The 12,806-nt window shown below is 67.3% G+C and carries 14 protein-coding genes and 1 tRNA gene; 6 read left to right on the top strand and 9 right to left on the bottom strand.

What is annotated here, in order from left to right; translation table 11 throughout:
- Positions 1-46: 46 nt before the first annotated feature.
- Complete coding sequence (locus ACM0PB_RS06610; protein ID WP_164093020.1) at positions 47-763, bottom strand: SDR family NAD(P)-dependent oxidoreductase; 717 nt, start codon at positions 761-763, stop codon at positions 47-49.
- A gap of 276 nt (positions 764-1,039) precedes the next feature.
- On the opposite strand from ACM0PB_RS06610, the gene ACM0PB_RS06605 reads away from it, so the two are divergent.
- Positions 1,040-1,843 (top strand): APH(3')-II family aminoglycoside O-phosphotransferase, encoded by an 804-nt coding sequence (locus tag ACM0PB_RS06605; protein ID WP_414604544.1) that lies wholly within the window; start codon positions 1,040-1,042, stop codon positions 1,841-1,843.
- On the opposite strand, the gene ACM0PB_RS06600 is transcribed toward ACM0PB_RS06605, so the two are convergent.
- A complete protein-coding gene (locus ACM0PB_RS06600) occupies positions 1,816-2,241 on the bottom strand; it encodes a DoxX family protein (RefSeq protein WP_005416291.1) in 426 nt (141 codons plus the stop codon). The genes ACM0PB_RS06605 and ACM0PB_RS06600 overlap by 28 nt on opposite strands.
- A gap of 145 nt (positions 2,242-2,386) precedes the next feature.
- Between ACM0PB_RS06600 and ACM0PB_RS06595 the strand changes: the two genes are divergently transcribed.
- The 3 genes from ACM0PB_RS06595 to ACM0PB_RS06585 all read left to right on the top strand — a co-directional run bounded on the left by ACM0PB_RS06595 (position 2,387) and on the right by ACM0PB_RS06585 (position 5,112).
- Positions 2,387-2,977: a TetR/AcrR family transcriptional regulator gene (locus tag ACM0PB_RS06595; RefSeq protein WP_111129081.1), complete on the top strand. Its 591-nt coding sequence runs from the start codon at positions 2,387-2,389 to the stop codon at positions 2,975-2,977.
- Complete coding sequence (locus ACM0PB_RS06590) at positions 2,974-4,008, top strand: heparan-alpha-glucosaminide N-acetyltransferase domain-containing protein (protein WP_053500027.1); 1,035 nt, start codon at positions 2,974-2,976, stop codon at positions 4,006-4,008. Before ACM0PB_RS06595 ends, ACM0PB_RS06590 begins: the two co-directional genes overlap by 4 nt.
- Before the next feature lie 99 nt (positions 4,009-4,107).
- Complete coding sequence (locus ACM0PB_RS06585) at positions 4,108-5,112, top strand: phosphotransferase (RefSeq protein WP_414604545.1); 1,005 nt, start codon at positions 4,108-4,110, stop codon at positions 5,110-5,112.
- A 118-nt stretch (positions 5,113-5,230) separates the two neighbouring features.
- Here ACM0PB_RS06585 and ACM0PB_RS06580 read toward each other — a convergent pair whose 3' ends face one another.
- From ACM0PB_RS06580 to amaB, 7 genes are all read right to left on the bottom strand, one after another.
- The gene (locus ACM0PB_RS06580) at positions 5,231-6,118 is read right to left on the bottom strand and encodes a DMT family transporter (RefSeq protein WP_005416295.1); all 888 of its coding nucleotides are present in this window, start codon (positions 6,116-6,118) and stop codon (positions 5,231-5,233) included.
- Positions 6,119-6,150: 32 nt separating this feature from the next.
- Complete coding sequence (gene murB / locus ACM0PB_RS06575; RefSeq protein ID WP_065177504.1) at positions 6,151-7,212, bottom strand: UDP-N-acetylmuramate dehydrogenase; 1,062 nt, start codon at positions 7,210-7,212, stop codon at positions 6,151-6,153.
- A gap of 8 nt (positions 7,213-7,220) precedes the next feature.
- Entirely contained in the window at positions 7,221-8,276 is a 1,056-nt protein-coding gene (locus ACM0PB_RS06570) for a quinone-dependent dihydroorotate dehydrogenase (RefSeq protein ID WP_005416297.1), read from the bottom strand.
- Between the two features lie 8 nt (positions 8,277-8,284).
- A complete protein-coding gene (locus ACM0PB_RS06565; protein ID WP_065197022.1) occupies positions 8,285-9,055 on the bottom strand; it encodes a class I SAM-dependent methyltransferase in 771 nt (256 codons plus the stop codon).
- A 4-nt stretch (positions 9,056-9,059) separates the two neighbouring features.
- On the bottom strand, positions 9,060-9,344 hold the full coding sequence (locus tag ACM0PB_RS06560; protein WP_005413144.1) for a DUF4190 domain-containing protein: 285 nt from the start codon (positions 9,342-9,344) through the stop codon (positions 9,060-9,062).
- Positions 9,345-9,504: 160 nt separating this feature from the next.
- Positions 9,505-10,344: an SDR family NAD(P)-dependent oxidoreductase gene (locus tag ACM0PB_RS06555; RefSeq protein ID WP_414603881.1), complete on the bottom strand. Its 840-nt coding sequence runs from the start codon at positions 10,342-10,344 to the stop codon at positions 9,505-9,507.
- Positions 10,344-11,876, bottom strand: coding sequence for an L-piperidine-6-carboxylate dehydrogenase (gene amaB / locus ACM0PB_RS06550; RefSeq protein ID WP_005416301.1), 1,533 nt, complete (start codon positions 11,874-11,876; stop codon positions 10,344-10,346). The genes ACM0PB_RS06555 and amaB overlap by 1 nt, the downstream gene beginning before the upstream one ends.
- A 183-nt stretch (positions 11,877-12,059) precedes the next feature.
- Between amaB and ACM0PB_RS06545 the strand changes: the two genes are divergently transcribed.
- Positions 12,060-12,136, top strand: a tRNA-Arg gene (locus ACM0PB_RS06545).
- Between the two features lie 98 nt (positions 12,137-12,234).
- A complete protein-coding gene (locus tag ACM0PB_RS06540) occupies positions 12,235-12,501 on the top strand; it encodes a hypothetical protein (protein WP_414604546.1) in 267 nt (88 codons plus the stop codon).
- Positions 12,502-12,806: the final 305 nt, after the last annotated feature.

Genomic DNA, 12,806 nt, shown 5'->3' with positions numbered 1-12,806 from the left:
GACCGCGCGCGCGGCCACTGAGCGTGCTCTGCGGCGGCCGGCAAGGTCAGTAGCGCGGGTCGGCGATGGCGGGCAGCACCAGTTCGCGCACGAAGCCGGAGGATGACAGCTGCAACAGGGCGCTTACCATGGCCACGACATCGTGGACCGGCACCTGCTCACCGTCGCCGCGCGCTGCGGCCTCGGCCACCGGCACCGACAAGGCGTCGTCGGTGTTGAGGTAGCCCAACTGCAGGCTGGTCACCGCCAGCCGGCGATCGCGGAAGCCTTCGCGCAGCGCATCGGCGATGCCGTTGAGGGCGAACTTCGAGGCGCCGAACGCCACTTCCGGGCGGCCACTGCGAGGCAGGGCCGAGGTCGAACCGGTCAGCACCAGCTGCGGGCGCGCTGCGCCCAGTACGCGGGGCAGCAGGCGTTGCAGCAGTAAAAGGGTCGCGGTGATGTTGACGTCGACCAGCTTCGTGAGTGCAGCATCGCTTTCATCGAGGAAGGCGTACTCGTCGCTGAAGGCCTTGTCTTCCCAGATGCCCAGGTTGTGGATCAGCACATCGATATCGGTCGGTGCCTGCGCTGCGATGTGGTCGGCAGCCACGGTCGGCCGGGACAGGTCTGCTTCGATCCATTGCAGGGTGACGCCGTCAGCGCAGGCGATGCCGCACGGGCGGTTGCGCGAGACACCAATCACAGTGTCACCCATGGCACAGAGGCCTTCCACGAACGCGCGCCCCAGGCCCTTGCTGGCGCCGATGACCATCAATTTCATGTTGCTTCCTCGTTGTACTGCGGCAGCCACGATCGGCTGCCAGAACGGTGCTCCACTTGGCGAACGCGCGCAGGCCGCCGCGTTCGGCGGTAAGGGTCGAGGCCGTGTCGTCGAACTGGCACCGGTACCGTGGCAGCAGCCGTCGCTGCTGCAGGCGCTGGGACGCGGTGGCCGCCGACCGCCCGGTCAGCGCGCACATCGCCTCCCGCACGGGGGGCGATGTGCGCCAGGATGAGCGAGAATGCGTAGGGTCACCGGCAACAGGAATCTCCTGGCATGGACGAGCACAACGCCACCACTGATGGCATGCCGCTGCCGTTGGCGTGGCAGAAAGCGTTGGCCGACGCGCGCATCGAGCGGCAGTCGATGGGTGTTTCGCGGGCCGACGTTGCCCGCGTGCTGCGGCCAGGTAGACCCGACGCCTTCCTCAAGTCGGAACTGATCGATGCCTTCAGTGAGCTGGGCGATGAGATCGCGCGCCTGCGCTGGCTCCAGGCACAGGGACAACCGGCGCCAACGGTGATTGCCACGGCCGAAGAAGCGGGCCGGCACTGGTTGCTGATGAGCGCGCTGCCTGGCCGCGATCTGGCTTCGTCGCCGGAACTCGCGCCGCAGCAACGGGTGGAGATACTGGCCGACGCGCTGCGCGGGCTGCATGCGTTGCCGGTAGCAGCCTGTCCGTTCGATCAGCGGCTGGCCTCGCGCCTGCCGGCCGCGCAGGCACGGGTCGAGGCGGGGCGCGTGGACGCCGATGACTTCGATGACGAACGCCTGGGACAGAGTCCACAGCAGGTCTTCGCCCAACTGTGCAGCAATCGTCCCGATCATGAAGATCTGGTGGTCAGTCATGGCGATGCCTGCCTTCCGAATCTGATGGTGGCCGAGGGGCGTTTCAGCGGTTTCATCGACTGTGGGCGGCTGGGCGTGGCCGACCGTTACCAGGACCTGGCGCTGGCCGCGCACAGCCTGGTCCACAACTTCGGTGATACGCGTTGGGTCACGCCGTTGTTCCAACGCTACGGCGCTGTAGCGGACGAGCGCCGGTTGGCGTTCTACCGGCTGCTCGACGAGTTCTTCTGAGCCCGCGCGCGGCTGGCGATGGCCGCGCAGATCAGCCCACCGATCACGCTCAGGTGTTCCAGTGCGAAGAACAGGGCCAGCTGCTGTTCCGCGCCGTGCTTGGTCCAGAAGGCATGCACGATGGCGATGGTCAGCAGCATGAACACCGCCAGCGCGCCGCTGCCCAGCCAGAGCAGGCGATCAAGTAGCAGGCACAGTGAGCCACCCAGCAGCACCACGGCGCTGGCGAGGTTGAACAGCACAGGCGGTTGCAGCCCGGCCGCCTGCATTTCGGCCACGCTGTTGTCCCACGCCAGCAGCTTGGCCAGACCCGATGACAGGAACACCACGGCCAGCAGCAGTCGGGCCAGGAACCACAGCACGCGGCTGTCGAGCAGGGCGGTGATCATCCGCGGCATGAAGTCTCTCCGGGTTGGGCTTGGAACGGGCCGCGCAGCATCGGGCCTCAACCGCAGTTGAGGTCAAGGGCCGGCTGAACGGAACTCGCTGGTTGGCCGGGTTGCCATCTTCCATGTGGACGAACGTTCGTTCATTATTGGCGCCATGAACCGAGCCGACCGCAACGCGCAACGCAACGCGCAGATCCTGCAGGCCGCCCTGCAGTGCTTCCTCGCCAAGGGATTCCACCAGACCAGCATGCGTGACATCGCGCAGGCGGCCGACGTCAGCCTGGGCAATCTCTACAACCACTTCCCTGGCAAGGAAGCGATCATCCTTGCAGTGGCCGTGGCCGAGAGCGAGGAATTGGCGCCGTTGCTGCAGCGGCTGGCCGTGGCCGACGGTGATCGCACGCAGGTGCTGGCGTTCCTGCAGGACTTCCACACGCTGTGCAGCCATCCGGAATGGGCGACGCTCGCCGTCGAAGTGCTGGCCGAGAGCGCACGCAATCGGGCCGTGGCCGAGGCATTTGCGGCCAATCGCAGGCAGTTGCAGGCTGTGCTGGCCGAAGCGCTGCAGCAGGTGGCACAGCGTGAACGTCGGCGTCCCGTGCTGGCCCCGGCACTGCAGGCGCAGGTGCTGCTGGATGCCATCGAAAGCGATGCGCTGCGTCGCGGGCTGGGCGAAGCCGGTGGCACCGATGAGGCTCCGCTGGACCCTGGCCTGCTCGCGCTGCTGCTCGGTGCACGCGCATGAGCGCGGTTGAGCGGCGATTGCACGGCCTCGATCTGGCACGGTATCTGGCGCTGGCAGGCATGGTGCTGGTCAATTTCCGCCTGGCGATGGCCGTGCCGGCAGAGGGTCAGGGTTGGCTGGCCGGCTTCTTCCATCTGCTGGAAGGCAAGGCCTCTGCGACCTTCGTCACCCTGGCCGGACTTGGCCTGGTACTGGCCACACAGCGCCTTGGCTGGATGCCGGCCGGCGCGCAGACCTGGCGGCGCGCGCTGTTCCTGCTGGTACTGGGCCTGCTCAACCTGACCCTGTTCCCGGCCGACATCCTGCACTACTACGCGGTGTATTTCGCGCTGGCGGTGCTGTGGCTGCGTGCGTCGTCACGGGTGCTGCTGGCCAGCATCGCCGGCCTGGCGGCCGGGTCGTTCTGGGCACTGCTGCACTGGAATTACAGCCAGGGCTGGAACTGGCAGACGCTGGAGTATGCCGGTCTCTGGCAGTGGCCGGGTGCCGCGCGCAACCTGCTGTTCAACGGCTTCCATCCCTTGCTGCCCTGGATGTGCTTCTTCCTGCTGGGCATGCTGCTGGCGCGCCTGCCGTTGTCACAACCGCGGGTGCAGCGTGCGTTGCTGCTGGTGGGCCTGCTGCTGATCGGCGCAGGCCAGGCCGTGCAGCACCTTGCGCAGGGAACGCCCTGGCAGCCGTGGCTGGGAACGCAGCCGATGCCGCCGGGACCGGCCTACGTGTTGACCGGTGCGGGCGCAGCCTGCAGCGCGATTGCCGCGTGCCTCTGGATCAGCCGCCGGTATCCGGGGGATTGGCTGGAACCGCTGACTGCAGCAGGGCGAATGACCCTGACCCTCTACGTCGGCCACATCCTGCTGGGCATGGGTACGCTGGAATGGTTGGGGCTGCTCGATGGCAGCGCGTCGCTACCGACCGTGCTGCTGTGGGCGCTGTTGTTCTTGATGCTGGCCACGGGCGCAGCGTGGCTGTGGTCGTGGCGGTTCACGCGGGGGCCATTGGAAGCGGTGATGCGTCGCGTCGCCGGCTAGCACGTTGGTCGCGCAGGCACGATGTTGTGACGGACATGTCTGTGTCATGGCGGGCACATCTGCGATAGTTGTCGCAGATAACACTTTCCGCTTGCATCCATGTCATCCGCTTCGGCGCAGCATCTCGGCGAAGTCCTCCAGCAATCCTATGGCATCACCGCGACCGCCGTGGTGCCACGCCCGGTTGGCGCCGATGCCAACGCCAGCGTGTATCGCATCGATGCACGGCGCGGGCAGTGGTGGTTGAAATGCCGCAGTTATCAGGTGGCCCCTGCCGTCTGGGACACCCTGCATTGGCTGCGCGGCACGCTGGGTATCGAGGAGATCGTTGCGCCCTGGCCGGCGTTGACCGGCGGGGCATCGGTGCAGCGCTGGGGCCTGCAGTTCACCCTGTTCCCGTATGTGGAAGGCCAGTCCGGTTTCGAGGCGGCATTGAGCCGCACGCAATGGCAACGGTTGGGCGAGGTGCTGCGGCGCCTGCACGAGGCGTGCCCGCCACCGGCGCTGCAGGAAGCGCTGCCAAGCATCCGGATGGAAACCGCGGCGCTTGATACCGTCGGGCAGTGGCTGGCCGGCGAAGGCCTGGCGGCTGCCAAGGATGGGCTGGGCCGTGCCTTCGTTTCCGTCTGGGACCAGCAGCACGCGCGCATCGCGGCGCTGCACGCGCAGGCACTGCAGCTGCACGCGGCGTTGCAGGATGTGCCGGTGCGGCTGCACCTGTGCCACACCGACCTTCATGCCGGCAATCTGCTGATGGGCAATGACGGCGGCCTGCACCTGATCGACTGGGATGGCCTGTCGCTGGCACCGCGCGAGCGCGACCTGATGTTCATCGGTGGCGCTGTCGGCGGGCGCTGGGGCCGCGAGAACCCGTTGGGATTCGAGGAAGGCTATGGCAGTGACCGCGGCGACCCTCGCTGGATCGCCTGGTACCGTCACTGGCGCATCCTGCAGGACCTGACCGAGTTCCAGCAGGTCCTGCTGGGCAGCGATGGAGAGGACCGGTCGCCGCAGCTGCGCCGGCAGTCGCTGCATTTCCTCAGCGAACAGTTCGCACCGGGCAATGTGTTCGACGCGGCCGAGCGGGTGTATCGCGCGCTGTAGATCCACGCCATGCGTGGATGAACCCTGCGCGCTCAGTCAACGGTGGAGGCGCGAAGAGCAGCCGAGCGTAGGCTCGGCTCTACAGAGGAGTGCAGCGTCATCCACGCGTGGCGCGGATTTACTCGGCGGGCTTCGCCGCTGATGAGGCGGCTGCGCTGGCGGCGCGGCGCGACAGCACGGCCTCGCGGTGGGCAATGTAGGCGTTGGCGGCGAGGATGATGCCGGCGCCGATGATCGTCCAGCGGTCCACGCTTTCGTTGAACAGCAGCCAGCCGAACAGCGTCACCAGCGGCAGCTGCAGGAAGCTGATCGGGGTCAGCGCCGAGACTTCACCCAGGCGCAGCGCCCGCGTCCACAACAGCTGGCCGATGGTGCCGAGCACGCCGGTGGCCAGCAGCCACAGCCAGGCCATGCCGCTCGGCCAGACCCAGACGAACAGCGCCGGAACCAGCGACAGCGGCACCCAGAACACGTAGGTGTAGAGCACCACGGTATCGGCGCTGTCGACGCGGGTGAGCTGCTTGATCTGGATCGCCACCAGCGAACTGAGCACTGCGGCGGCCACGGCGACCAGGCTGCCCGCGGTGAAGCCGGCGGTACCGGGTCGCACGATCACCAGCACACCGATGAAGCCGACCACGACCGCGGCCCAGCGGCGCACGCGCACGGTTTCACCCAGCCACAGCACGGCGGCGATGGTGACGAACAGCGGCGTGGAGTATGAGAGCGACACCGCCTGCGCCAACGGCAGGTGGCCCAGTGCCCAGAACGCGCACAGCATCGAGCCCAGGCCAATCGCACTGCGCACGAAATAGCGCGGCAGCTGTTGCGTCTTCAGCGGAGCACGGCCCGGCCGCAGCAGCATCGGCAGCAACGCCAGCAAGCCGAAGGCATTGCGGAAGAACGCGACTTCCTGGGTTGGCACGTACCGGGTGGCGTAGCGGATCGCGACCGCCATCAGGCCGAACGCCATCGTACTGCCGAGCATCAACAGCGCCGCCCGCATCGGGGCGGCGCTGGGGGAGAGGGCGGGAGTGTTCACCACTGTGCGCCGAGCAGGCGGGGCTCCGGTTCGATCGGCACGCCGAACTTCTCCAGCACCGAGGCCGAAATGCGGCGCGCCAGCGCCAGCAGCTCAGCACCGCTGGCATTGCCGTGGTTGACCAGTACCAGCGCGTGGCTGGGGGCCACGCCGGCATCGCCTTCGCGGAAGCCCTTCCAGCCGCAGGACTCGATCATCCATGCCGCCGAGACCTTGCGCTTGCCGTCCTGCTCGGCCGGGAACACCGGCAGGTCGGGGAAGTGCTGCAGCAGCACGTCGACCTGTTCCAGCGGCAGCACCGGGTTCTTGAAGAAGCTGCCGGCGTTGCCCAGTACATCCGGGTCGGGCAGCTTGCGGCGGCGGATCGCGATCACGGCATTGGCAACGTCCACTGCGCTCGGCAGCTCCACGCCCTGTGCCTGCAGTTCCTCGCGGATGCCGGCGTAGTCCATGCGCAGATCGTGCAGCAGTGGCAGCTTCAGTTCGATGGCGGTGATCAGGTAGCGATCCGGTTGCTGCTTGAACACGCTGTCGCGGTAGGCGAAGCCACACTGTTCGTTGTCCAGCCGTACCCAGGCCTGTTGCTGGCAGTCCCAGGCCTCGACGGCCTGGATGAACTCGCCGACCTGCGCGCCATAGGCGCCGATGTTCTGGATCGGCGCGGCACCGGCGGTGCCGGGAATCAGCGCCAGGTTCTCCAGCCCGGACAGGCCTTCCTGCAGCGACCACATCACCAGGCCATGCCACGGCACGCCGGCGCCGGCACGGATCACGGCATGGTCGGCGCGGTGTTCAAGGAAACTGATGTCACGGTTGCCGAACACCAGTACGGTGCCCGGCAGGTCCTCGGCGATCAGAACGTTGCTGCCGCTGCCCAGCACCAGCAGTGGGTCGCTGGCCACCTCGGGCAATGCCAGCACCTCCGGCAGCAGCGCGGCATCGTGCAGTTCCAGCAGCTGCGCGGCGCTGGCCTGCACGTGGAAGGTATTCAGCGCCTGCAGCGGCGCATTGCGGGTGAGCGTCCAGCGCAGCGGGGCGTTGCCGTCGATGGTATCCATAGGCGCGCTCACAGCGGGGCCACCGCGCCGCGGCTCGGCGCTTCGCGGCGGCGACGGATCGCCTCGACGCATTCGGAAACCAGCGCCGGTCCACGGAAGATCAGGCCGCTGTAACACTGCACCAGTGCGGCACCGGCCGCCATCTTGGCTACCGCATCGGCGCCGGACAGGATGCCGCCGACGCCGACCAGCGGCACCGATTCGGGCAGGCGCGCGCGCAGGCGGCGCAGCACCAGCGTGGACTGCTCCAGCACCGGTGCACCGGACAGGCCGCCAGCCTCATTGGCCAGCGGATCGCCGGCCACCCTGCTGTGGTCGATGGTGGTGTTGGTGGCGATCACGCCGTCCACCTGCAGTTCGCCCAGCACGCGGGCGGCGGCGTCGATATCGCGTTCGCTGAGGTCCGGCGCCACCTTCACCAGCATCGGCACGCGTCGGCCGTGGCGGGCAGCAAGGTCTTCCTGGCGGTCGCGCAGCTGGCTGACCAGCTGGCGCAGCGCGGTCTCTTCCTGCAGCTCACGCAGGCCTGCGGTGTTGGGCGAGGAGATGTTGACGGTGATGTAATCGGCCAGCGGGTACACCTTGTCCAGGCAGGCAATGTAATCGTCCACGGCCTGTTCGTTGGGGGTGTCCTTGTTCTTGCCGATGTTGATGCCGAGCAGGCCGCGGCGGTTGCGCGCGCGCTCGACGTTGCGCACCAGCGCGTCCACGCCCGCATTGTTGAAGCCCATGCGGTTGATGATCGCGTTGTGTTCCGGCAGGCGGAACAGGCGCGGTTGCGGATTGCCGGCCTGCGGGCGCGGGGTGATGGTGCCGATTTCGACGAAGCCGAAGCCGAGCGCGAACAGTGCATCGATGTGCTCGCCGTTCTTGTCCAGGCCGGCGGCCAGGCCGACCGGATTGGGGAAGGTCAGCCCGAACACCGTGCTGGGCATCGGCGCGATGCGTGCGGCCAGCAGCGGCGTGGTGCCGGTGCGATAGGCCAGGTCCAGTGCGGACAGGCCGAGGCCGTGGGCGCGCTCGGCGTCGAGCGAGAACAGGAAGGGGCGGGCAAGCGAATACATGCGTCGGTTCAGTCCAGCGTGCCGAGGAAGGCTCGGGTTCGATATTCAAAAGCGACCTGGCCGTCCACCGCATGGGCGGCGAACAGGTCCTGCAGAGCGTCGATCATCGCCGCGTGGCGGGGATGACCGGATTGGGGTGCGTAGGAGGAGGACAGCAGGCGCCCGCGCAGGGCGTCGAAGTCCAGATGCTGCACGTTTGGCAGCTCTACCCTGCCGCGCAGGCCGGGGCCGAACCAGGCCTGCATGGTGGCATCGTCCTGGTAGCGCTCGGCCACAGCGGTGTAGTCGGTGCCATAGTCCAGCAGCAACTGTTCGTAGCCGATCAGGAACGGGCTGGCATCGAGCAGGCGCGAATTCCAGTAGATCAGTGCCTGGCCACCGGGGCGCAGGATGCGCTGCCACTCGGCGCGCACCGCCACGGTGTCGAACCAGTGAAAGGCCTGCGCGACGCTGACCAGATCGATGCTGGCGTCCTCCAAGCCGGTGGCCTCGGCACGGCCATCGACAGCGGAGAAGTCCGGATACTGCGGCGCCAGCCACTGTTCGGCGGCGGCGCGCATGGCAGCGTTGGGCTCGACCGCCACCAGCGGATGACCGCTGGCCAGAAACAGGCGACTGGAAATACCGGTGCCGGCGCCGATGTCGGCGACCACGGCCTCGCGGCTGACGCCCATCGGGCCATGCAGCCACTCCAACAGGGCGGGCGGATAATCGGGCCGGTAGCGGACGTAGTCGGCGACGCGGCTGCTGAAGCGTTCAGTGCTGTCGGAGGCGGTCATGGCGTCAGTTCGACACTGCCGCCAGCCATGCCAGGCCGCCGAAGAACAGGATGAAGACCAGGATGGCGGCAAGCACGGCGCCGACCATGACCCAGCCCAGCACCAGGCCGGTAACGGCCAGGCCGTCGCCTTCCAGTTCATGCGGGCGGCGGCGGATCTCGGCGCGGGCCATGTGGCCGGTGATGATGGCGACGATGCTGGCCACGAAGGGCAGGACGGTCCAGCTGGCGATGCCCATGACCAGGCTGACCACGGCCAGGGCGCTTGTCTGTCGGGGTGCCACGCTCATCGGGTCCTCCTTGGCAGTGTGCACATGATAGTGCCTCTGCCCGGGCAATCCCATGGGCAGTGCCCTGTAGAGCCGAGCCCATGCTCGGCTGCCCCCTTGGGCTGATGCGGGATCGACCGCGTCTTGCGTGCAAGCCGAGCATGGGCTCGGCTTTACAAATTCAGCCCATCAACACCTGGCCGCCATCCACGTTGAGCACGCTGCCGGTAACCCAGCGCGCCAGTGGCGAGCACAGGAACAGGGCGGCGTCGGCGATCTCACGCGGGTGGCCAAAGCGACCGAACGGGATCTTCGCCAGGGTGCCGTGGTACAGCGCTGGATCCTCGACGCGGCGACGGTCCCAGAGCCCGGCATCGAACTCGATCGAGCCCGGTGCGATGGCGTTGACCCGGATCCGGTCCTTGGCCAGCGCCAGCGCCTGCGAGGTGGTGTAGTGCGAAAGCGCGGCCTTGGCAGCGGCGTAGGGCGCGCCACCGGGGCGCGGCTGCTGCGCGGCAATCGACGACAGATTGAGGATGCAGGCATCGCTGGATGCGCGCAGCCAGGGCAGGGCCAGGCGTGAGGCACGCACCGCCGCCATCAGGTCGATCTGCAGGCTCGCGGCCCAGCCCTCCTCATTGTCGGCCATGCCGTAGCCGGTGGCATTGTTGACCAGCACATCGATGCCGCCGAAGGCATCGGCGGCGGCCTGCAGCCAGGCCTGGATCTGGCCGGGATCGGCCAGATCGGTGGAAAACGCATGCAATGGCGTGCCCTGCGCCTGTGCATCGGTGCGCAGGGCCTCCAGGCCGGCCTGGCCGCGCGCGCAGACCGAGACCTGCGCACCGGCACCAGCAAAGGCCAGTGCCATTTCACGACCAATGCCCTTGCTGCCGCCGGCAATGAGCACGCGGCGGCCGCTGAAATCGAGGATCGGAGCCCCTGCGGGGATCCGACCCTGGGCATGGCTCAGATCCCCGGAGGGGCTCTGACCCACAGACGTGTCTGCGTCGCTTGCCATCACAGGTCGAACTTGATGCCCTGCGCCAGCGGCAGCGAATCCGAATAGTTGATGGTGTTGGTCTGGCGGCGCATGTAGACCTTCCAGGCATCCGAACCGGACTCGCGGCCACCGCCGGTGTCCTTCTCGCCACCGAAGGCGCCGCCGATCTCCGCACCGGACGTGCCGATGTTGATGTTGGCGATGCCGCAGTCGCTGCCGGCGGCCGACAGAAACTTCTCGGCGGTCTTCAGGTTCTGGGTGAAGATCGAGGACGACAGGCCCTGGGGCACGCCGTTCTGCATGTCGATGGCTTCGTCGAGGGTGTCGTACGGCATCACGTACAGGATCGGTGCGAAGGTCTCGTGCTGGACCACGGCGTCGCTGTTCTTCAGGCCCGTGACGATTGCAGGCAGCACGAAGTTGCCGGCGCGGTCGATGCGGGTGCCGCCGGTCTCGATGGTGCCGCCGGCCGCCTTGGCCTGGGCAATGGCATCGAGGAACTGCTGCACGGCGCCTTCGCTGTTCAGCGGGCCCATCAGGTTGGCGGCATCGGTCGGATCGCCGATCTTGCCTTCCACCTGCTTGTAGGCCTTGACCAGGGTGGCCAGCACGTCGGCGTAGATCGAGCGGTGCACGATCAGGCGGCGGGTGGTGGTGCAACGCTGGCCGGCAGTGCCGACCGCACCGAACACGATGCCCGGCACGGCCAGCTTCAGGTCGGCGGTTTCGTCCAGGATGATCGCGTTGTTGCCGCCCAGTTCCAGCAGGCAGCGGCCGAGGCGGCGTGCGACCTTCTCGTTGACGGTGCGGCCGACCTGGGTCGAGCCGGTGAAGCTGATCAGCGGCACGCGGCGGTCATCGACCATCTTTTCCGACAGCGCGGTGCCGGCATCGTTGATCAGGAAGAAGATGTCCGGGAAGCCCGCTTCGCGCAGGGCATCGTTGCAGATCTTCAGCGAGGCGATGGCGGTCAGCGGCGTCTTGTTGGACGGCTTCCAGATGCACACGTCGCCACAGATCGCCGCCAGGAACGAATTCCAGCTCCACACCGCGACCGGGAAGTTGAAGGCCGAGATGATGCCGACCAGGCCCAGCGGATGGTACTGCTCGTACATGCGGTGGCCGGGGCGCTCGGAATGCATGGTGTAGCCGTACAGCATGCGGCTCTGGCCCACGGCGAAATCGGCGATGTCGATCATCTCCTGCACCTCGCCATCGCCTTCCGGCTTGCTCTTGCCCATTTCCAGGGCAACCAGCGAACCCAGGGCGTCCTTGTGCCTGCGCAGTGCTTCACCGCACAGGCGCACGGCTTCACCTCGGCGCGGCGCCGGCGTGGTACGCCAGACCTTGAAGGCTTCCTGGGCGCGGGCGACGACGGTCTCGTACTCGGCCTCAGTGGTGGCGCGGACCTGCGCGATCGGCTCGCCGGTGGTCGGGTTGACCGGGGTGATCAGCTCACCGCTGGTCGCGCTCGACCACTCCCCGTTGCCCAGGTACGTGCCAGCGTTGATCGCGTCCAGGCCAAGGGACTTGAGCAGCTCGGAAGACATGCAGACTCCTGTGTTTCGTTACGTTGTTTGGCGCCATCGCGGGCAGGTGGGGGACGCGATGAACTGAATCGCCGATGGTAGCAGAGCGGCCCGACCGGCCATGGTGCAACGCGCCAGGGGAACCGGGTGGAACATGAATGCTTGGAGGGCAGGGCACGTTGCCTGTAAACTTCCGGGCTGCATGGCCCCGTAGCTCAGCTGGATAGAGCGTCCCCCTCCTAAGGGGAAGGTCGCCCGTTCGAATCGGGCCGGGGTCACCAGAATCAACGACTTGCGAAGCGCTCTAGATCGCAATAGGACATATAAGGCCATCAGAAAGCACCACTTGGTCACAGTGGTCACAACGGCGGATCAATAGGTGAGCTTGGCCGTCGCGCCATCATCACCCTCAGGGATGAGGTGTGCGTGGTACTTCTCTCTACCGGCGGTGTCGCCGGGCCCAGGCTTCGAGCTGCACACACCCGCGCACTACCGCTACATCCGGCATCAGGCGTTCGCGTGGATGCGCGCCGAGGCAGTAGAGCGCGGCTACGACAGCATCGGGTCGTGCGCCAGCTACTACACAGCGGCGTGGAGCGGTATCGCCTGGAGGCGCGCGCGATGGTGGCGTGGCGCGATGCTGTGAACCAGGCGCTGGAGCAGCTGGTGCTGGCGCCGCCGGAAGGCATCGAGTCCTGGGAGCAGGTGCGCGCGCTGTTGCCCCAATCGGAGACGTTCGCTTGGCCGGAGAAGGCGGAGCTACCGCTGGATGGACTGGCCCCGGTGCACGCGCGTTCAACGGCGCCTGCTGCCAGATTGCGCCCATGTGCTATTCCGCCCAGAACACCGCCGCCTATCAGGAGCTGGTCCGCATGACCGGCGCTACCCTGTCGCTGCAGGAGTTCGCCGTCCCGCATTGTCCCTGACCCGAGAATGTGGTTCCAAGGACGT

Source organism: Stenotrophomonas sp. AR029 (assembly GCF_047520695.2).
In the GTDB taxonomy this organism is placed as follows: Bacteria; Pseudomonadota; Gammaproteobacteria; order Xanthomonadales; family Xanthomonadaceae; genus Stenotrophomonas; species Stenotrophomonas sepilia.
The sequence above is the reverse complement of the archived record's forward strand: the minus strand, read 5'-3'. Positions and strand labels throughout refer to the sequence as shown.

What these genes read in the sequence shown, in the direction of transcription:
- ACM0PB_RS06560 (WP_005413144.1), bottom strand. Translation starts at nt 9,344, where the DNA reads ATGAGCGTGGCACCCCGACAGACAAGCGCCCTGGCCGTGGTCAGCCTG.
- ACM0PB_RS06555 (WP_414603881.1), bottom strand. Translation starts at nt 10,344, where the DNA reads ATGGCAAGCGACGCAGACACGTCTGTGGGTCAGAGCCCCTCCGGGGAT.
- ACM0PB_RS06600 (WP_005416291.1), bottom strand. Translation starts at nt 2,241, where the DNA reads ATGCCGCGGATGATCACCGCCCTGCTCGACAGCCGCGTGCTGTGGTTC.
- amaB (WP_005416301.1), bottom strand. Translation starts at nt 11,876, where the DNA reads ATGTCTTCCGAGCTGCTCAAGTCCCTTGGCCTGGACGCGATCAACGCT.
- ACM0PB_RS06595 (WP_111129081.1), top strand. Translation starts at nt 2,387, where the DNA reads ATGAACCGAGCCGACCGCAACGCGCAACGCAACGCGCAGATCCTGCAG.
- ACM0PB_RS06605 (WP_414604544.1), top strand. Translation starts at nt 1,040, where the DNA reads ATGGACGAGCACAACGCCACCACTGATGGCATGCCGCTGCCGTTGGCG.
- ACM0PB_RS06610 (WP_164093020.1), bottom strand. Translation starts at nt 763, where the DNA reads ATGAAATTGATGGTCATCGGCGCCAGCAAGGGCCTGGGGCGCGCGTTC.
- ACM0PB_RS06585 (WP_414604545.1), top strand. Translation starts at nt 4,108, where the DNA reads ATGTCATCCGCTTCGGCGCAGCATCTCGGCGAAGTCCTCCAGCAATCC.
- ACM0PB_RS06570 (WP_005416297.1), bottom strand. Translation starts at nt 8,276, where the DNA reads ATGTATTCGCTTGCCCGCCCCTTCCTGTTCTCGCTCGACGCCGAGCGC.
- murB (WP_065177504.1), bottom strand. Translation starts at nt 7,212, where the DNA reads ATGGATACCATCGACGGCAACGCCCCGCTGCGCTGGACGCTCACCCGC.
- ACM0PB_RS06590 (WP_053500027.1), top strand. Translation starts at nt 2,974, where the DNA reads ATGAGCGCGGTTGAGCGGCGATTGCACGGCCTCGATCTGGCACGGTAT.
- ACM0PB_RS06580 (WP_005416295.1), bottom strand. Translation starts at nt 6,118, where the DNA reads ATGCGGGCGGCGCTGTTGATGCTCGGCAGTACGATGGCGTTCGGCCTG.
- ACM0PB_RS06565 (WP_065197022.1), bottom strand. Translation starts at nt 9,055, where the DNA reads ATGACCGCCTCCGACAGCACTGAACGCTTCAGCAGCCGCGTCGCCGAC.